The sequence below is a fragment of the Streptomyces qinglanensis genome, assembly GCF_900111245.1.
Taxonomy (GTDB): domain Bacteria; phylum Actinomycetota; class Actinomycetes; order Streptomycetales; family Streptomycetaceae; genus Streptomyces; species Streptomyces qinglanensis.
The window spans coordinates 147,245-166,832 of the sequence record NZ_FOGO01000016.1 but is presented as its reverse complement, the minus strand read 5'-3'; the positions used below and the strand labels follow the sequence as shown (position 1 = coordinate 166,832).

Annotated in this window: 9 protein-coding genes; 1 reads left to right on the top strand and 8 read right to left on the bottom strand. The window is 75.2% G+C overall.

Translation table 11 applies throughout. The features are described 5' to 3' along the window. Positions 1-15: 15 nt before the first annotated feature. From BMX65_RS27260 to BMX65_RS27220, 8 genes are all read right to left on the bottom strand, one after another. Complete coding sequence (locus tag BMX65_RS27260; RefSeq protein ID WP_075003002.1) at positions 16-462, bottom strand: roadblock/LC7 domain-containing protein; 447 nt, start codon at positions 460-462, stop codon at positions 16-18. Next, a complete protein-coding gene (locus BMX65_RS27255) occupies positions 459-3,371 on the bottom strand; it encodes a nitrate- and nitrite sensing domain-containing protein (RefSeq protein ID WP_075003001.1) in 2,913 nt (970 codons plus the stop codon). Before BMX65_RS27255 ends, BMX65_RS27260 begins: the two co-directional genes overlap by 4 nt. A gap of 579 nt (positions 3,372-3,950) precedes the next feature. Next, a complete protein-coding gene (locus BMX65_RS27245) occupies positions 3,951-8,942 on the bottom strand; it encodes a coiled-coil domain-containing protein (RefSeq protein WP_075003000.1) in 4,992 nt (1,663 codons plus the stop codon). 52 nt (positions 8,943-8,994) lie between these two features. Then, positions 8,995-9,876, bottom strand: a complete 882-nt coding sequence (locus tag BMX65_RS27240) for a hypothetical protein (RefSeq protein WP_075002999.1) — start codon at positions 9,874-9,876, stop codon at positions 8,995-8,997. Between the two features lie 46 nt (positions 9,877-9,922). Beyond that, entirely contained in the window at positions 9,923-11,461 is a 1,539-nt protein-coding gene (locus BMX65_RS27235) for a hypothetical protein (protein WP_075002998.1), read from the bottom strand. 125 nt (positions 11,462-11,586) lie between these two features. Beyond that, positions 11,587-12,285 (bottom strand): GntR family transcriptional regulator, encoded by a 699-nt coding sequence (locus BMX65_RS27230; protein WP_075002997.1) that lies wholly within the window; start codon positions 12,283-12,285, stop codon positions 11,587-11,589. Positions 12,286-12,382: 97 nt separating this feature from the next. Beyond that, a complete protein-coding gene (locus BMX65_RS27225) occupies positions 12,383-15,979 on the bottom strand; it encodes a hydantoinase B/oxoprolinase family protein (protein WP_075003030.1) in 3,597 nt (1,198 codons plus the stop codon). A 95-nt stretch (positions 15,980-16,074) separates the two neighbouring features. Then, a complete protein-coding gene (locus tag BMX65_RS27220; protein WP_075002996.1) occupies positions 16,075-17,562 on the bottom strand; it encodes a hypothetical protein in 1,488 nt (495 codons plus the stop codon). A gap of 325 nt (positions 17,563-17,887) precedes the next feature. Between BMX65_RS27220 and BMX65_RS27215 the strand changes: the two genes are divergently transcribed. Next, positions 17,888-19,441, top strand: a complete 1,554-nt coding sequence (locus BMX65_RS27215; protein ID WP_075002995.1) for a PP2C family protein-serine/threonine phosphatase — start codon at positions 17,888-17,890, stop codon at positions 19,439-19,441. Positions 19,442-19,588 lie beyond the last annotated feature (147 nt).

Sequence of the window (19,588 nt, the reverse complement as noted above, 5' to 3'; positions counted from 1 at the left end):
ATCCTCGCCGCGCCGTCACCCGGCTCCGGGCGTGCCGCCGTCGCCCGGGGTGCTGCGCGGTGCGGTGCCCAGATGCGCCCCGACGCGCTTGACCAGGAGCGTCATCTCGTAGGCGACCTGGCCGACATCGGCGTCCTGGTCGGCCAGGACGGCGAGGCAGCTCCCGTCCCCGGCGGCCGTCACGAAGAGGAACGCTTCTTCCAATTCGACCACGGTCTGCCGTACGCCGCCGACGCCGAAGTGGTGACCCACCCCCTTGGCGAGGCTGTGGAACCCGGAGGCGACAGCCGCCAGGTGTTCGCTGTCCTCGCGGGACAGGCCCTCCGAAGCGCCTCTGGCGAGGCCGTCCCCGGAGAGCACGAGGGCCTTGCGGATACTGGCGACGCGCTGGACCAGCTCGTCGAGGAGCCAGTTGAGTTCACCGCTTCCGGCCTGGTGCGATGCGGTGTCTGGTGCGGTCATCGACCGTCCCTTCCCGGTGTTGTTCCTGGTGCTGACTCCCCCGCCTCGTGCGGCGGTTCGCTCTCGCGTCTGCCGCGTTCCCAGCCGCGCTGGAGGGATGCCATCTTGCTGCGCACTTCGTCGGCGTCGCGGTCGGCGACCTCCGGCGCGCTGGTTCCTGGGGGATCCGTCCGCGGCTGCGGCATACGGGTGTTGACCGTCGGCGCGTCCCCTTTGAGCTGCGGTGCGAGGCTGGCCTGCCGCACCCGGCGGGGCAGCCCGCCGGGGCGCTCGCCCCCGGTGCCCGGTCCTCCGGACGGCGTACCTTCCGGAGAGGTGCCGTCCGCACGTCCGGAGGTGCCGCCCGCGCCGGAGCCGGTGGCTGCCTCGCCGCTGTGCGGCCCGGTGGCGGTGCCTCCGGGCCCGGTGGCCGCCGCCGGCCGCCCGCGGCTCCCCGGCTCGCTGCCGGAGCCCGTCCGGGCGGCGGCGTCGGACGCCTCCGCGGAGGACGCCTGCCCGGAAGGCGTCTGCTCGGAGGGCGCACGCCCGTCCGCTCCGGTGCGCGGATGTGTGCGGGGCTTCTTGCGGCGGGGCAGCGGTGCGGGGCCGCCGCCCGCGGGCCGGTCCGCCGGGGTCTGGCGGTCCGGGTCGACGGTGCGCCCGTTGTCGGAGACCAGGACCGGGGCGCCCGGCCGGCGCCGGGGCAGGGGCTTGGGGCCGCCGTCCGCGGGCTCGCTCCCGCCGGTGCGGGAGTCCGCGTCCCCGGCGGGGGCCGGGGCGCTCCCGGAGCCGCCGCGGGAGTCCGCGCGGGAGGCGGGAGCCGTCTCGTCCCGCGCCTGCTGGTGCTGCTCTCCCGCCGGGGCGACCGCGGGTGCTCCCGGGCCGCGGGGCAGCTTGCGGGGCCCGCTCTCCTGACCCGGCCGGCTCCCGTCCTCCAGCGGGGCCTCCAGCTCGACGGGGCCGTCCAGCGGCCGGCCGGCTCCCGCGGGGGAGCCCGCGGCACCGTGGAGACCGCGCGGCTCGTCGCCGCGGCCGGGGGTCTCGGTGAGGACCGCGCCGGGGATGAGGACGACCGCGGTGGTTCCGCCGTAGGGCGAGGGCTGCAGCGAGACCCGGACGCCCTGGCGCTGAGCCAGCCGCGAGACCACGAACAGGCCCAGCCGGTCGGTGTCGGACAGCTCGAACTCGGGGGTCTCGGCGAGCCGCAGGTTGGCGTCCAGCATCGCTTCGGCCGTCATGCCCAGGCCGCGGTCGTGGATCTCCAGGGTGAAGCCGTTGGCGACGCGCTCCCCCAGCACCTGCACGGCGGTGTGCGGCGGGGAGAAGACCGTGGCGTTCTCCAGCAGTTCGGCGATCAGGTGGGTCAGGTCGGCGACCGCGCTGCCGTCCACGGCGAGCCGGGGCAGCCTGCGCACCTCGATCCGCTCGTAGTCCTCGACCTCGGCGACGGCGGCCCGTACGACGTCCATCAACTGGACGGGCTTGCGCCACTGCCGCGACGGCGTCGCACCGGAGAGGATGACCAGGCCCTCGGCGTGCCGGCGCATCCGGGTGGTCATGTGATCGAGCTTGAAGAGGTCGGCGAGTTCGTCGGCGTCCTCGGTACGTCGCTCCATCGCGTCGAGCAGGGTGAGTTGGCGGTGCAGCAGCACCTGGTTGCGGCGGGCGAGGTTGACGAACACCTCGGAGACGCCGCGCCGCATGTCGGCCTGTTTGACGGCGGCTTCGACGGCCGCGCGCTGGAGGGTGTCGAGGGCCTGGCCCACCTGGCCGATCTCGTCCTGCGGGTACTCCAGGCGGGGCGACTCGCTCTCGACGTCCACCCGTTCACCGGCGGCCAGTCGGCGCATCACGCTCGGGAGGCGCTCACCGGCGGCCTCGCCGGCCTCCTTGCGCAGCGTGTTCAGGTCGCGGACCAGGCCGCGGCCGACGCGGATGGAGATGACGAGGGAGGCGAGCACCGCGAGGAAGCCCAGCACGCCGGCGGCCGCCGCCTGGACGAGCACCCGGGTGGCGACCGGGTCGACGCGCTCGTGGTAGCGCTGATGGGTCTGCTTCGCCATCTTCCGGAGGTCGTGCATGACGGTGTTCATGGCGAACCGCCAGCGCTCCTCGCTGACCGGCCCCTCGGTGGTGCGCGGTCCGGCGGCGATGACGGCGTCCTCGTAGCTGCGCAGGGTGCGGCCGTCGCTGCTGTTCCAGTAGTTCTCGAACAACTGCCGGTCCTCGGCGGGCAGCGTGGGGAGGTTGCTCTCGTAGGCGATGTTGCGCTCGGCGACCCGGTCCGACAGCGCCCGCTGGTCACCGCGGGTGAACTGCCCGGCCGCGTATGCGGCGGCCATCAGCGCGTCCTCCCGGGAGAGGTACTCACGCGCGCGGTTCACACCGACCAGGGCCCGGCCCTGCTTCTCCAGGTCGATGTCGTCCACCGCACTGAGCGAGTTGACCAGCGCGTAGGCGGGGTCGATCAGTTCGTTGTACGCCTGGAAGGCACCGCCCCGGGTGATGGTGTCCTGCTCCACCCGGGTCCGCAGCGTCTTCAGCCCGTCCAGGGCCTCCAGGAAGTCGTCCAGCCGGGCCTCGGAGTCGGGTCCGAGCTCGGCGCGCAGGCCACTGTCGTCCGCGTTCCGGCGCACCGCGGCGGCCTCGCGGTCCGTGGTGCGCTGGAGTTCGTGCAGCTTCGACAGCCCCTTGTCGCCACCCGGATCGGCCACCTGGACCATGATCTGGCGGCGCTCCTGCTGGAGGGCGCGGACGGCGTCCTCGGACGGCTCACCGATCCTGTGGGTCACCTCGTCCAGGCGCAGCAGGCTGTTCGCCTCGGTGGCGGTGATGTAGGTCGCGAAGCCCCAGATGGACAGCAGGGAGACCAGCGGCACCAGCAGCAGCACCACGATCTTCCGGCGGATGGACTTCCCGCGAAAGCGCATGGCCTCCCCTACGTCGTCCCCAGCGCACGGGGGGTGTGTACCGACAGCAAACGGCCTGAGCTTACTACTGGGGCGCCGGCAACTCGTAGGCGTGCGAGAGCGTTCGACCAGGCAGTCCAGGGTGCCTCATCCTGAGTTGTCCGTCGATGCCCCTCCGGACGTTCGAAGTGTGTGGCACAGCCCACGTTTACGGAAGCGTGGGAGGATCAGGGGGTAGTGAAGGGGGAGTGAAAGAGATGTATGCGAAACCCCGCCTGCCGGACCCGGTACGGACGGCGGCGGTACGAGCGGTGATCGTCGCGGCACTGACGCTGGTGCAGCTCATGGTCGCGTTCTTCTGCTCGCTGGCTGCCGTCTGGCTGGCGTTCCCGATGGTGCTGTCGACCATCGGCAGCACCGTCGTGGCGACGTGGGCGGTCCTCGACGTGTGGATCACCCGGCAGGTGTGGGTACAGCGGCACGGGGTGCTCTCCGAACCCAGCAGCGCCGCCAGACGCCGGGCGCTGGCCGACCGCCACCGCACGGCGGGCACCGGGACGGAGCGGGGCGGCGCCGAGGCTCCGGGCGCCGCCCCCGGGGTCAGCCGTGCGGGGAGTGTGCCGCATCCGACGCGTCACCCGGCTGCTGAGGAGCGGGAACGTCCGGCCGGGCGTCCGGCTCCGGTGGCCGCGCGCGCGGCTCGTCCTGACCGCCGGACGGATCCTGGCCGGGCCGGCGGAACATCCGTGTCGCGGTGATCTCCCCGTGCACCGCGGCCTCGTCCTCCTCGGCCTCCGGCCGGGGCACTCCGGGGCGCATGTGCTCCTCCACGCTGATGTACTTCAGCCCGGCCCGCAGGTCGGCATCGTTGCGCAACCGGATCACCAGCGGGAACTCCGCCAGCGCCGTCGTGTCGAACAGCCCGGTGGTGTACAGGAGCTGGACGCCCAGCGCGTCGGCCACCGCCCGCTGGAGCTCCAGCAGATAGGTGGCGTTGGCCCGTCCGATGGGGTTGTCCAGGAAGAGCGTGCCGGCGTGCCGGTGCTTGTCGTGCCCCCGGTCGTTGCTGCGCAGCGCCGCCATCGTGCAGTACAGGGCGATGGCGGCGGTCAGCAGCTGTCCGCCGGAGAAGACGTCGCCCATCTGCCCGACAGGAACGCGCTCGGCCCGCAGCACGGCGTCCGGCTTCAGGATCTCCACCGCGACACCGCGCGGCTGGAGCGCCGCGTGCACCCCGCGCAGCAGCAGCGTCATGCCGTCCCGGCGCAGATCGGAGTTCTTGCGGACCGCCGCACGGGTGGCCTCGTCGATGACCTCGCCCAGCCGTTCGGTCAACGTCACCTGATCGGGGTCGTCGAACCGGATGCGCAGGAACTCCTGGCCGGACCACTCCCCCAGCCCCTCCGGCAGCCGGGAGAGCCGCTGCGCCGAACGCAGCGTGGTCAGTGACGACTCGACCAGACCGCGCAGCCGGTCCACGATGCTGTCGCGGTTGCGCTCCAACTGGGCCAGCTCGTCGGTGAGGACCCGCAGCCGGGGGGCGAAGGCCGTCGCCCAGGCGGCCGCGTGGTCGGGCAGCGCCGAGGCCGGGAGTTCGCGCACCTGCTGCCGGGCCGGGGTGCGGACCTGCTCGTAGCGGCTGGAGTTGGCGTGCCGCACCAGCACCTCGCATGCCTCGCGCACGGACTGCTCGGCCGCGCCGAGGTCGGCGGCGCAGCCGCGCAGCGACCGTCTCGCCTCGGCGGCCGCCTGCCGTGCCTCGGCCGGGCTGCCCGCATACGGCTCGGGGGCCTCCTCGCCGTCGCCGCCGGGGGCGGGGGCGGCCGGATCGCGCAGCAGGTCGCGGAGGACGGCCGCCGTCTCGTCGAAGCCGCCGGCGGCGTCCTCCGCGGCGGAGTGGTCACGCTGGAGCGCGGTGTGGGCGGCACGCGCGGCGTCCAGCTCGTCGCCGCGGGCCGCGAGTTCGGCGTTGGCGGTCCGCAGCAGGGTCTGGGCCTGCGCGGCGTCGGCGGGCACCAGCTCGTCCGGCAGTTCGGTGTGGCGCTCGCCCTCGCTCGGCGAGAGGCGCTCGGCCTCGCCGCGGAACCTGCCGAGCTGCTCGCTGATGTCGGAGCCGCGCGCCTCCAGCCGCTGGACGAGTGCCTCGGCCCGGGCCGCCGCGGCCTGCCGGGAGGGGCCGTCGGCGCCGTCCGGGCCTTCGAGCAGTTGGGCCGCGCGGGTGCGCACCTTGTTGCTGAGCCGGTCGAGGGCGGCCTTGGCCGCGGACTCGTCGCCCTCCGAGCGGGCCTGTTCGGCGCGCAGGTCGGCGCCGACGCCCACCTTCTCGTAGAGCTGGGAGGCCGAGCGGTAGGCGGCGCGCAGGTCCGGCAGGGACGCGGTGCGCTCGGCTTCCGGCGTGCCGTGGCCCGCATCGGCCTCCGCTTCCGCTTCCGCATCCGGCTGCGCGGGGCCGTCGGGTACGCCGGCGATCTCGGCCCGTTCGGCGCGCAGGGTGCGCGCAGTCCGGCGCGCGTCGTCGGCGGCGCGCTGCGCCTCGCGGCGGTCCTCGTCGGCCGCGCGGGCCCGTTCCAGACACTGCTCGGCACGTTCCCCGGCGGCGGCCACGCCGTCGGCCAGCTCGCGCAGCCGAGCCTGCCAGCCGGCGCGCTCCCGCAGCCGGAAGGCGAGCCCCGCGAGCGCGTCGGCGGCACGGCGCGCGCGCTGGGCGGCTTCCTGGCGCTCGTCGCGGACCCGGGCCGTCTCGGCGGCCTGTTCGTCGGCCTCCGCGCGGTCCTCGCGGACCTCGGTGAGGTGCCGCTGGGCGGCTTCGGCGGCCTCGCGGGCCCGGGCCGCGGCCTCGGCGAGCTCGACGAGGCGGCCTTCGGGGCAGCCCCCGCGCCAGGAGGCGAGCCGGGCGGCGAGCGCCCGGTCGGCGGAGAGCCGGGCGGCGAGACCGCGGATCTCCTCGTCCCGGGTGGCGGCGCGCTCCCGCAACCGGCCGCGCTCGCCGTCGGCCGCGTGCTCGTCGTGCATCGCCGGGTTGGGCGGTACCAGGAACACCTGCCCGGCGGCAGCGCCCTCCCCGCCGCCGTCCGGCGCCGGCGCGGGGGCCAGCAGCGCGGCGGAGGTGCCGACGGCCACCGCGGAGCGGGGCAGCAGCACCGCCCCGGCCAGCACTTCCCGGGCGCGCGCGTGGCTCTCCGGGTCGGTGATGATGACACCGTCGACCAGTTCCGGCCGGGCCGCGAGCACCGCGGCGTGGTCGGCCGGGTCGACGGCCTGGGCGAGATAGCGCCAGCCGGGCAGCGCGGGGACCCCGTGCTCGCCCAGATACTCGACGGTGGCGGTCACATCGGGTCCGGGCGGCAGGAGTCCGCCGTCACCGAGCGCGCCGAGCATCCTGGAGTCGTCAGCGGCCGCCGTCCGCAGCTCGAAGAGCTGCCGCTCGGCCGCGGCCACGCCCTCGTCCAGCAGTTCCTGGAGCGTCCCGGCGCTGCGGTCCAGTTCCTCCGCCGTGAGCGGCCCCTGGGCGGCCGGGGTGCCGTGGTCGGGCACCGCGCGGGGAGCGGGCGGCGCGCCCCGTCCCGGTCCGTCCTCCGGGGCGCCGCCCTGGCCGGGTACCCCGCCGGTGCTCCGGCCGGCCGCGGGTGCGGTGTCCGCGGGGGACGCCTGCGCGTCGGGGGCGCTGCCCGCGTCCCGCTGGCCCGGTACGGAGGGGCGGGAGGGCCCGGCGGCCCCCGTGCTCCCCGCGGCGGCGGCCGCCGGGCGGTCGGGCAGTCCGAGGAGTTCGGCCAGCCGCTCCTCGGCGCCGAGGGTTTCGGCCGCGGCGCGCTCGGCGGTGTACGCCCCCTCCGCGGCGTCCGCGGCGTCCGCGGCGCGGGCGGCGTGGAGTTCGGCGCTCGCGTGCCGGTCGGCCAGCTCCCGGGCACGCTCACCGCCGCGCACCGCCGCTTCCCGGGCCGTGTCGAACGCGGCGACCGCGCTCTTCTCCGCGTCGCCGGCCGCCAGCGCGGCGCGCGCCGGGTCGGCCTCCGGGTCGCTGTCGTCGAGCCAGCCGGCCCGGACCGCCTGTTCCATCTCCGCTTCCACCTCGGCGCGGCGCTGGCGCAGGTGTTCGGCCTCGCTGCGGGCGCGCTCCCCCTCGGTGGCGGCCGCGGTGGCGTCCCGGTGCGCGGCCTCGCTCTCGTGCTGCAGCGCGGCGGAGCGCTCCTCCTGCTCACCGGCGATGCACTCGCTGTCCCGGGCCGCGGCGTTGAGGGCGCCCACCAGCGCGCCGGCGGCCCGGGCGCGGGCCTCCAGGGCGGGGGCTGCATCGCGCTCGGCCTCCTGGATGGCGGCGGCCACCCGGGCCGAACGGTCGGCGGCGGTCCGGTGCGCGAGCACGGTCTCGGCCGCCTGCCAGGCGGAGTGCAGGGTGCGGGCCTCGCTCAGTTCGCGCTTGTGCGCCGCCGCCGACTTCTCCGCGGCGGCCAGCGCCAGCGAGGCGTGCCGGTAGGCCAGCTCGGCGGCGGTACGGGAGGTGCGGGTGCGCGCGTCCTCGGCACCGGTCACCGACTCCTGCGCCTGCTGCAGCTGCTCGGCCAGCTCGGCGGCGCGGCCTCGCTCCTGGGAGCCGCGTGCCGTGAGGCGGCGGGCCAGTTGCCGGGTGCGGCGCTCGGCCCCGGCGTGGATCTCCCGGGCCCTGGCCCGGGCCTCGGCGGTCTCGGTGATGCGGTGCAGATGCTCCAGGGAACCGGCGGTGAAGTCGCGCTCGGCCGTCAGCTCGGCGCGGCGGCCGAGCTTGTGCGCGAAGCCGTGCACCAGGTCGGCGAGTCCGTCGGTGTCGCGGGTGTCGGTGACGGCGCGCAGCAGCAGGTCGGTGAAGTCCGAGTCGTTCTTGACGGCGAACAGGCCCGCGGCCTCGCCCTCGTCGGCGTTCATCTCGCGCTGGTAGCGGAAGAGTTCGGGGTCGAGGCCGAGTGTGGTCAGATGCTCGTTCCAGCGTTCGTGGATCTCCTCCCAGACCACGTCCAGGTTCGGGTACGCCTTGCCGGTCTCGGCCAGGACGTCGCGGAAGCCCTTCATGGTGCGCCGTCTGCCGCGGGCCGAGGACGCGCCCTCGGCCCGCGGCCGCAGCGCCGCCGACTCGGCGACCGGGAGGGAGTCCAGGGACAGGCCGGGGCCCGGCCGGAAGGAGTACCACGCCTCGGCGAACTTGCGCGGATCACCGGAGACCTGGCGGCCGCGCCACTCGCTGACCTTGCCGACGACGATGGTCTCGCCGGTCCTGGTGTGCTGCCACTCCAGCGCGACGTGCCCGCAGTCGTCCGCGAGCAGGAACTTGCGCAGCACGCCCGAGCTGGCGCCGCCCAGGGTGTTGCGGTGACCGGGCAGCATCACCGAGAAGATCAGTTTGAGCAGGACGGACTTGCCGCCGCCGTTCTCCAGGAAGAGCACCCCGGCGGGGGCGGGGCGGCGCGGTGGGCCCTGCGGCTCCTCCTCGAAGAAGTCCGCCTGCGTCGGTGCGGGGCTGGGCACCGGTTCGCCCACCCCGCGCAGGTCCAGCACGGTGTCGGCGTAGCGCGCACCGGCGGGCCCGATGGAGTAGAGGCGGATCCGGGACAGCTCGTACATGGCGGCGGGGCTCTCGTTGCTGGGGCGGGCGGTGCCCGAAGGGGCGGGCAGGTCAGGAGTGGAAGGGCAGTCCGGCGTCCGGAACCAGGTCCGGATCGTCGTCCTGGGGCGGAAGCAGGCTGGCCGTACCGTCCGAGACGGGTACGACGCCCAGTTCCAGCAGTTCGGCCATGGCGGCACTGCCCGCCATGTCGCGGACCTGCAACTGGTAGCGCGCGGTGGTGCGGTAGGTGCCGCCCGCGTCGTCCCCGGTGCGCTGGAGGAACCCGGAGTCGGCGAGGAAGGCGGCGGCCTTGGCGATGATGCCGGTGGTGGAACCGGCGAGCCGCCGCGCGTCCTTGGTGGCGCCGGTCGCGCTGCGCCGGGCGTAGACCCGCCAGGCGGCCTCCAGCCCGGGCGCGTCGGTCGCCGGGTCGGTGTTCTCGCCGTCGGCCTCGGCGCGCTCCTCCAGCCTGCGGCACGCCTGCCGCACGAAGGAGTCCACACCGTTGACGCTGATCCGGCCGATGTACCCGTCGTCGGCCAGGTCCTCCGGGCGCGGGAAGGCCATCGCGGCGCAGGCCAGATGGGCGAGGCCGTGCAGGAAGCGGTCCGCCGAGTCGGCGCCGGCCCGGCGCGCGTAGTCGCCCATGCGGACGGCGAAGACGGAGTCCTCCGCGGCGGCCAGCGCCATGCCGGCCCGGGTGGAGACCTCCAGCACGACCAGGCCCAGTCCGGTGGCGACGGCGTCGGCCAGCCGTGCGAAGGGCGGCTCGTCGCGGTAGCGGCGCAGGAGTTCGGTGTACTCGGCGTCCCGGGCGGGCGCCAGTTTCGGCTGCAGGCCGAAGGAGACCAGGCGGGCCGCGTCGGCGGCGTCCGCGGGGGTCACCCGCGGCGTCGGGCCGGGGTCGGCGGGCCGCTCCTCGTGCTCGGGCTCCGGCGCGGGGTCAGTCATGGTCGCTCCAGTTCGCAAGAGTGCCGGGACGCGGCGGGCAGCGGGCTCACGCGGCCTCCGTCCGGTCCGCGGCCATGCCCGCCGCGTCCAGCAGGGCCGTGCCCACGATCAGGTCGGCTCCGCCGAACTCGGGGTCGTCGAGCTGCTCTCCGTCGTCGACGGCGAACAGCAGCCGCTGCTCGCCCTGCCGGTAGGCCGTGCCCACCGGTGGGCTCGCGGCGTGGATGGCGAGGAGGGCGATCAGATACGGCAGCTCCGGGTCGCGCCGGCGGGCGTCGGCCAGCAGTCCGGACAGCCGCCGCGGCGCGTCCGGCGGCAGCTCCAGCAGTTCGGTGGCCGCCGCGAACTGCTCCTCGCTGAACCGGCTGTCGTCGGGGGTGGCGACCAGGTCGGGCTCGGGCATCTCCGCGCCGAGGTGCTCGCGGGGGGCCGGCGGGGTCAGCAGCAGGTCGGTGAGGTCGCCCAGCCGCACGGTGCCGGGCGTGCGCAGCCCGGTGCCGCGGGCGAAGAAGGCGTCGGTCACCCGGCTCGCTTCCGACAGCGCCAGCGGCAGCACGGGCGCCAGGAGCTGGCCGTGGAGGTCGAGTCCGGCACGGACGGCGGGCGGCGCGAAGGACTGCCGGTCCTGCTCGGCGCGGAAGAGCGGGCCGGCCTCCAGCAGCCGGGACTGCAGCTGGGTGTGCCGGCGGATGCAGTCCTTGACGATGTCGACCAGTTCGGCGGCACGGCGCTTGTGGTCCGGCCCCCGTTCGGCGGCGGCCTCGTCGCGGGCCTTGCGGATGTTGGTGAGGATGGCGTTCTCGTGGCGGTAGCGGTCGGCGACGTGGTCGAGGGCTTCGTTGATCATGTCGGGGACGGCGCTCAGCCAGTCGACGGCCCGCACGTCGCGCCGGGTGGCCTCCAGGGTGCGGCGCAGCGTCTCCGCGTACTGGACCGTGCGGTAGCGGGCCTGTTCCGCGGCGAGCTGGGCGTCGGCGAGGCGGCCGCGGCTGATGAGGACCTCCAGCTTGACCTCGGCGGCGATCTGAGCGCTGGTGACATCCGTGTCCAGCGCGCCGACCAGGACGTTGACGGCCTCGTCGGTGGTGCGCAGATACACGCTGCCGCCGGGCCCCGGCACCTCTTCGACGAGCTTGAAGTCGTAGTCCCGCCGCACATAGCTGCCGTCGGGGCCGAACGTGCCGTAGACGGCGCGGAAGCCACGGTCCACACTGCCGACGTTGATCATGTTCTCCAGCACCCAGCGGGCCACGCGTTCGTGCTCGGCGGTGGCGCGCCCGGGCGCCTGCGCCGCGACCCGCGGCAGCAGCTTGGCGACGACCTGGTCGTGGTCGGCACCGGTGTCGAAGTCCATCTGGAGGGTGACCAGGTCGATGGCGGCCAGCGCCAGCTCGGCCATCTCGTAGGCGCGGTACTCGCCCGCGAGATTGGCCTTGCGGGTGTCGAGGTCGTGCAGCGGCGCGGTGCAGGCGAGCGCGCGCAGGCGGCGGGCCAGGCCCTCGTCGGCCGCGGGGCCCGGAGCCGGGGAGGGTGCGGCCGCACCGGTCCCCGGCGGGGTGCTCGTCGTGGTGGCGCTCTCAGTCACGACGCACACATTATGCGGTCACCCTGACAGGATCCGAAACGGCACGGTTGTCACGGTCCGGGCGGTTGCCGCACGCCGCGCGCCAGCCGGTCCCGGACGGCCGCCCCGGGCGACCACGCACCGGGTCAGCCCAGCCGGCGGGCGTACGCCTCGGCGAGCTGGCGGCGGGAGTCGTCGAGATAGTCGGCGAGCAGCAGTTCCGCACCCGGCCGGTCGCCCTCCCGAAGGGTACGCAGGATCTGCTCGTTGCGCGGCAGGTAGGGCTCGTGGAAGCGGCGGGGATCGTCCATCGTCTGGAAGACGAGCCGCAGTTCGGCCAGCACCCCGCGCATCATCTCATCGGTGCGCGGGCTGCCGGCCAACTGTACGAGGCCCTGGTGGAAGCGCATGTTGGCGGTTCCCAGATCGCGCCACCGGTGCGCTTCCGCCGCGTCCCGCCCGGCCGCCACCGCTGCCGCCATCGCCGCCACGGCCCGCTCCGGGCAGGGCGGCCCGGCCGGTTCGCGCAGCGCGGCGCACTCCAGGAGGCGGCGCACCCGGTACAAGTCGGCCAGGTCCTCGACGGTGAGCTTGCGCACGAACATGCCCCGGTTGAGTTCGTGCACCAGCAGCCGCTCGTGGGTGAGCAGCCGGAACGCCTCGCGCAGGGTGTTGCGCGAGACCCCGAGCGCGCTGCCGATGTCCTCCTCCGCGAGCCGCATGCCCGGCAGGAAGCCGCCCTCGATGATCCGGGTGCGCAGCAGGCCCGCGACCCGCTCCGCCGTGCTGGTGCGCTCCAACAGCTCTCGTTCGCCGCGGAGTTGGTCCAGCACGTGGTCGCTCATGGCTGAAGTGAACCGCACCGGCCGGAAAGGGGACAACACGGGGGCCGCGGAACCGGCCGGGTGCGCGTCCGGCCGTCCGCCCGGCGGGCGCTGCGGGTCAGTCCGGCGGCGGGGTGCCGTAGCCGCCGCCACCGGGGGTGCGCAGCACCAGCACGTCCCCCGCGGCCAGTTCCGCCACGTCGCGCCCGGCCAGCCGGGTGCGGGTGCCATCCGCGCGCTCCACCGCGTTGTCCCCGAGCGCGCCCGGGCAGCCGCCCGCCATCCCGTAGGGAGGCACCCGCCGGTGGCTCGTCAGCAGTGCCACGGTGACCGGTTCCAGGAAGCGCAGGCGCCGCACCACGCCGTCGCCGCCGTGCCGGCGGCCGGCGCCGCCGCTGCCGCGGCGGATGCGGAAGTCCTCCACCCGTACCGGGTAGCAGGACTCCAGCACCTCGGGGTCGGTCAGCCGCGAATTGGTCATGTGCGTCTGGACCGCGTCGGCGCCGTCGAACCCGTCCCCCGCGCCCGCACCGCTGGCGACGGTCTCGTAGTACTGGACGCGCGCGTTCCCGAACGTGAGGTTGTTCATCGTCCCCGAGCCCTCGGCCTGCACGCCCAGCGCCGCGTAGAGCGCGCCGGTGACGGCCTGCGACGTCTCCACGTTGCCCGCGACGGTGGCCGCGGGGCGGACGGGCGCGAGCATCGACCCGGCCGGGATGCGCACCTCCAGCGGGACCAGGCAGCCGCTGTTGAGCGGGATGTCCTCGGCCACCAGCGTCCGCAGGACGTAGAGCACCGCGGCCCGCACCACGGAGCTGGGCGCGTTCAGGTTGTCCTCGCGCTGCGCCGAGGTACCGGTGAAGTCGAGCAGGGCCGAGCGGCCGGCCCGGTCCACGGTGACGGCCAGCCGGATCACGGCACCGCTGTCGGTCTCGTACGCGCAGGCGCCGTCCCGCAGTCCGGCGACGAGCCGGCGCACGGATTCCTCCGCGTTGTCGCGCACATGCTGCATGTACGCCTGCACTACGTCGAGGCCGTACTGCTCGATCGTCGCGCGCAGCTCCGCGATGCCCTTCTCGTTGGCGGCGATCTGGGCGCGCAGGTCGGCGAGGTTGGCGTCCGGGTCCCGGGAGGGGTGGCGGGCGCCGGTGAGCAGCGCGCGGGTCTCCTCGGTGCGCAGCCGCCCGCCGCGCACCAGCAGCCAGGTGTCGAACAGCACGCCCTCCTCCTCGACGGTGCGGCTGAAGGCGGGCATCGAGCCGGGCGTGAGGCCGCCGATCTCGGCGTGGTGGCCCCGCGAGGCGACCAGGAAGAGCAGCCGGTCGCCCGCCTGGCCGAAGACGGGCGTCACCACCGTGATGTCCGGCAGGTGGGTGCCCCCGTGGTACGGGTCGTTGACGGCGTAGACGTCCCCCGGGCGCAGCTCGTCGCCCCTGCGCCGCAGCACCTCCTTGACGGTGTCGCCCATGGAGCCCAGGTGCACCGGAATGTGCGGCGCGTTGGCGACGAGGTTGCCCCCCGGGTCGAAGAGCGCGCACGAGAAGTCGAGCCGCTCCTTGATGTTGACGGAGTGCGCGGTCTTCTCCAGGCGTGCCCCCATCTGTTCGGCGATCGCCATGAAGAGGTTGTTGAAGACCTCGAGCCGCACCGGGTCGACCCCGGTGCCCACCGCCGGCCCCGCCGCCCTGGCCCGGACCCGGGTCAGCACCAGGTGCCCGCGCGGGTCGGCCGCGGCCGCCCAGCCCGGTTCGACCACGGTGGTGGCGTCGGCCTCCACCACGACGGCGGGTCCGGCCACCCGCTGCCCGGGACGCAGTTCCTCCCGCCGGTGGAGCGGGGTGTCCTGCCACTGCCCGTCCGTGAACATCCGCACCACGTCGTGCGGCTGCGCGGCGCCTCTGGCGGATCCGGACGCGGGGGCCTGCGCGGCGACCCGCCCGGCTCTGCCGGTCGCCTCCGCCACCGCGGTGGCGACCACCAGCGGCTTGTCCATGGTGAATCCGTAGCGCGACCGGTGCTCGGCCGCGAAGTCGCGGGCCATCCGCTCCGCACCGCCCAGCGGGACGGTCAGCGCGGCGTCCGTTCCGGCGTACCGCAACTGCAGCCGCGCGGTGGTGCTGATGGCCTCGTCGGGAATGCCGTCGTCGCGCAACTCGTCCCGGGCCTGCCGCTCCAGGCGCGCGCACAGGTCCCGCACCCGGACGAGCCGCTCCGCGCCGAGTTCCTCCTCGACGGACTGCTCCCGCAGCACGGTGGCGTCCGCCACGCCGATCCCGTACGCGGACAGCACTCCGGCCCTCGGGGGCACCACCACCGTGCCGATGCCCAGTTCGTCGGCGACCGCGCAGGCGTGCTGCCCGCCCGCGCCGCCGAAGCTGGCCAGCGCGTAGCGGGTGACGTCGTGGCCGCGCTGCACGGAGATCTTCTTGACGGCGTTCGCCATGTTCAGGACGGCGATCTCCAGGAACCCGGCCGCGACCTGCTCGGGGTTGCGGCCGTCGGCGGTCCGGGCGGCGAGCCGGCCGAAACCCGCGCGGACCGCCTCCACGTCCGGCGGGAGGTCGCCGTCCGGGCCGAGGACGGCGGGGAAGTACGCGGGCTGGATACGGCCCAGCATCACCTGCGCGTCGGTCACGGTCAGCGGACCGCCGCGGCGGTAGCAGGCGGGGCCGGGGACCGCGCCCGCCGAATCGGGGCCGACACGGTAGCGGGCGCCGTCGAAATGCAGCACCGAGCCGCCGCCGGCCGCCACTGTGTGGATGTCCATCATCGGCGCGCGCATCCGCACCCCGGCGACCTGCGTACCGAACACCCGCTCCAGCGCGCCCGCGTAGTGCGACACGTCGGTGGAGGTACCGCCCATGTCGAAGCCGATGACCCGCCCCTGCCCGATCTCCGCGCAACTGCGGGCCATGCCCACGACACCGCCCGCCGGTCCCGAGAGCACGGCGTCCTTGCCCCGGAAGTGCCGCGCCTCCCGCAGTCCGCCGTTCGACTGCATGAACATCAGTCGCACACCGTGCAGTTCGTCCGCCACGTCCGCCACGTAGCGGCTCAGCACGGGCGAGAGGTAGGCGTCGGCGACGGTCGTGTCGCCGCGGGGCACCAGTTTGATCAGCGGGCTGACCTCGTGCGAACAGCTCACCTGGGAGAAGCCCGCCGCGCGGGCGAGACGGGCGACCTCGCGCTCGTGGGCGGGATACCGGTAGGCGTGCAGCAGGACGACGGCGGCGCTGCGGAAACCCGCCTCGTGTGCCTCACGGAGGGCGCGCGCCGCCGCTTCGCGGTCCAGCGGCAGCACCACGGTGCCGTCGGCGGCCAGCCGCTCGGGGACTTCCACGACGCGGTCGTGGAGCGCCTCCGGCAGCACGATGCGGCGGTCGAAGAGGCGGGGCCGGTTCTGGTAGGCGATGGTGAGGGCGTCCCGGAAGCCCCGGGTGGTGACCAGGACCGTGGGCTCGCCCGTGCGTTCCAGGAGCGCGTTGGTGGCGACCGTGGTGCCCATCTTGACGACGTCGATCCGGTCGGCCGGGACCGGTTCGCGGGCCGGCACCTCCAGCAGCGCGCGGATGCCGGCCACCGCGGCGTCCCGGCCGGGCCGCGCCGGGTCGTGGGACAGCACCTTGCGGCTCACGAGGGTGCCGTCCGGCCGTCGGCCGATCACGTCCGTGAACGTTCCGCCCCTGTCCACCCAGAACTCCCAGCGGCCGTCCACGCCCTCCATGGTGCCCCCGGCACGCTCCACCGCAAGGCGGAGAGGCCCGGGTGCCCCCTTGCGCGCCGTGCGGCGCCGGCAGGCGGAAGGGCCGATCAGGCGGGCGGGGTGAGGCGGCCGCGGACGGCGGTCTGGACTCCCGCCTCCTCGGCCGGATCGGCGGCCAGCCTGCGCAGCCGCTCCACGACGCGGGCGTCTCCGGTCGCGGCGTGCTCGGCGGCGACCTGCCGGGTGGATTCCTCGCAGTCCCACAGGCACTCGATGGCGAACCCGGCGGGGAAGGAGGGGTCGGTGACGGCGAGGGAGCGGGCGGTGCGCCCGCGCAACTGGGAGGAGGCGGTCTCCCGGTAGATGTGCCGCAGCACCGGTGCCGCGCAGCCGATGGACAGCCGCCCGGCACCGTCCACCAGCGGCCACAGTGCCGGGCTGTCGGGGCCTTCCAGGCGGATGGTGCGGCGCAGCGCCGCGAGGACCGCCTCGGCGTCCTGCTCACCGCCCCGGCAGGCCAGCATCTCGGCGGCGACGGTGGCCAGCCCGGACGGCAGGGCACCCTCGGGTGCGGCGGCCCACCGGCGGGCGCGCTCCAGCGCGGCCAGGGACCGCATGCGGGCGAAGGCGGAGGTGGCGGCACCGGCGACGGTCTCGGCCGGGTCGGCGGCGGCTTCCTCGACGAGGTCGAGGACGTCGGGGTCGTTGCGGTCGGCCAGGTGCCGCAGGGCGGCGGCCCGCGCGGCCTCGTGGGGCCCGCGCGCCGCGGCCAGCAGCAGCGGGCGGTCCTCGGGCCCGGCGACGGCGGACAGGCAGCGGGCGGCGGGGGCCTCGCGGTGCTGGCGGGGGTGCTGGTCGTGGCCGTCCTGTGCCCAGTCGAGGATCTCCCGCACGCTCCAGCCGGGCCGCGGTCCGGGGCTGCGGAGCTGGCGCTGCCAGCGGTCGAAGGAGCGGCACTCCCGGGCCCGGCGCAGCCGCTCGGCCTGCTCGGGGTGTGCGGGGTCCTCCGCCCACAGCCGCCAGGGGCGGGGTTCGAAGGCGTCGCGCGCGGCTTCGGCGAGCTCGGCGTCGCCCTCCGGGGTGCGCGGGAAGCGGGCCAGCACGGCAGGGCCCAGGGGCCGCAGTCCGGCGTCGGTGTCGCGGACGGCGAGCTCGTCCAGCGCCCATTGCCAGTTGGTGCCGGTGGTGGCATAGCGGCGCAGCAGCCGCAGGGGCGCGTTGTCCTGCGGGTTCGCGGGGTTCCCGCCCCGGGCCGCCGCGTAGGAGGCGAGGTGACCGAGGACGGAGAGGGCGAGCCCGGTGCGGCTCTCGGCCTCTTCGGGGGTGCAGAGCAGGTCCGCGGGGGCGAAGAGGTGCGCGGCGATGTCGTCGAGCCCGGCGTCCAGCTCGCTGTGCAGACGGGCGTAGTACAGGGAGCGGTGCTCGACCTGCCAGTCCCGCCTGGGGTCGTGCAGCACGCAGTGCCGTAGCGCGCCGAGCGCCTCGGCGCGCGGCGCGGCGAGCGCGTGCAGCGTTCCGTCGCCGCGGCCCCTCTGGAGGAGGCCGAGCAGCGTACCGCTGGGCGCTATGTCTGAATCGACGGAATCGACGAACATAAGAGTCAGCATCCGGTGCGGGGTATTCGACTGGCAACGGGATTTCCGTTGCCCGGCATTCTTGCCGGTGACCGCGGTTCTACTCCTGGGTTTCACCTTTCGGAGCGAGGACACCGGGTCGGCAGCCGGAGCTTACCCGGAGTGAGGGATTCCGCCGAGCCCGGGCGCCCGCAGCGCCGGAACCGGCTCCCCTGGCCCGGACCCCGGGCGTCCTACCGGGACATATGACGGCAGCACCACCGCATCGAGTGTGGCCGAATCCCTTACGGGGAGTCGCGGGCTGTGTCACAGTCGTAATCGACTCTCCCCCGTATCGGAGTTCTCCATGGCCCCCTCTCTCCATGCGGACCGCTCGGCACCGCAGCCCCCGGACCGCGGCACGCTGGACGCTCTGATCACCCAGGCGCGCACCCTGCGGGGGCGCCTCGACGCCGTGCGCCGGGGCGCGGACGAGGAGGGCGAGCCGGACCCGGGGGTCGCCGGAGCGGATCCGGGCACGCGGTGGCGGCGCGCGCTGTGCGAGCTGGCCGTGCACCAGCTCGACGACCTGGGCAGCCAGCTCGACCAGTTACGCGAGGGCATGCCGCCCGAGACGCCCCGGGCGTGGCCGTCCGCCGACCAGCCGCCCGGGGAAGCCGCGGCGGACACCGGGGGCGCCGCCTACTCCGCGGCCCGGCCCTCCGGAGAGTCCGCGGCGCCCGCCCGGCGCGACCGGGTGGGCAGCGCCGAATGGAACCTGCTGACCGACGAGGTGTCCTGGTCACCGGAGCTGTACGGGATCTTCGGCAGGACCGGGCGGGACGGCCCGCTCTCGCTGGACGAACTGCCCTCCTGGGTGGTGCCCGAGGACCAGCCCGCGCTCGCCCTCGCGTTCACCGACTGCCTGGTGGACGGCAGGGCCATCGACCAGGAGTTCCGGCTGGTGCGGCCCGACGGCTCCGTGGGAACGGTCCACATGGTCGGCGAGCCGGTGCTCGACAGCGACGGGAGCACCGCCTCCATGTGGGCGGTGGTGCGGGACGTCAGCGCACTGCGCCGCAGCGAGCACGCGGTGCGGGAGACCCGGGACTCGCTCCAGCAGGAGCGGCATCTCGCCCGGACCGAACACAAGCTGGCCGTCGAACTCCAGGAGGCCGTGCTGCCGCCCTGGCGCGGCTCGCTGCGGTTCCCGCAGGGCGACGAGCGGACCACCGGCGCACTCGATCTGGCGGCGCACTACCTGCCCTCCGCGTCCAGCACGCTGATCGGTGGCGACTGGTACGACGCGATGGAACTGCCCGGCGGTGCGACGCTGCTGACGGCGGGCGACCTGACGGGGCACGGGGTCACCGCGACCTCCGGCATGGCCATGCTGCTGGGTGCGGTGCGCGGAATGGCGCTGGCCGGTGTCGGGCCGGGGGCGCTGATGGGTCATCTCAACCAGCTCCTGGACTCGACCGCCCAGCCGTCTCTGGGCAGCGCCCTGTGCTGCCGGTACGAGCCGCACGCCCGCACCCTCACCTGGGCGCAGGCCGGCCACCCGGCGCCGCTGCTCTTCCGGGACGGCGCGGGCAGCGTGCTGCCGCGCCCTGAGGGGGTGCTGCTGGGCGTCACCTCCGGCGCGGCCTACGGGCAGCGCACCGTGCAACTGCGGCCCGGCGACCTGCTGGTGCTGCACACCGACGGCCTTGCTCCCGACGATGCGCTCCGGCCCTCCGGCCCCGCGTGCGGCCCCCGGTCGGCCGCTCTGCACGCGGGCAGCGCCCGCCTCCTGGCCCTCGCCGACCGGTTCACCGCGGCCGACTCCGCACAGGAGTGTGTCCGGGCCGTCGCCGAGGCATTCGCCGACCGGGAGCGCGAGGACGACGCGTGCGTACTGGTGGCTCGTGTGACCTCCTGACAGTCGGCGCCCCCAGGGGCGGTGCCCGGGAGCGCCCTGCTCCGATCCGCAGGACCCGCCCGCCTCGGGTGCACCCGGCGCCTTTCGACCGGTGACCGCAGGGTGCCGGTGGACCGGGCCGGTGCCCGCGGGTCCCGGGCCGGTGCC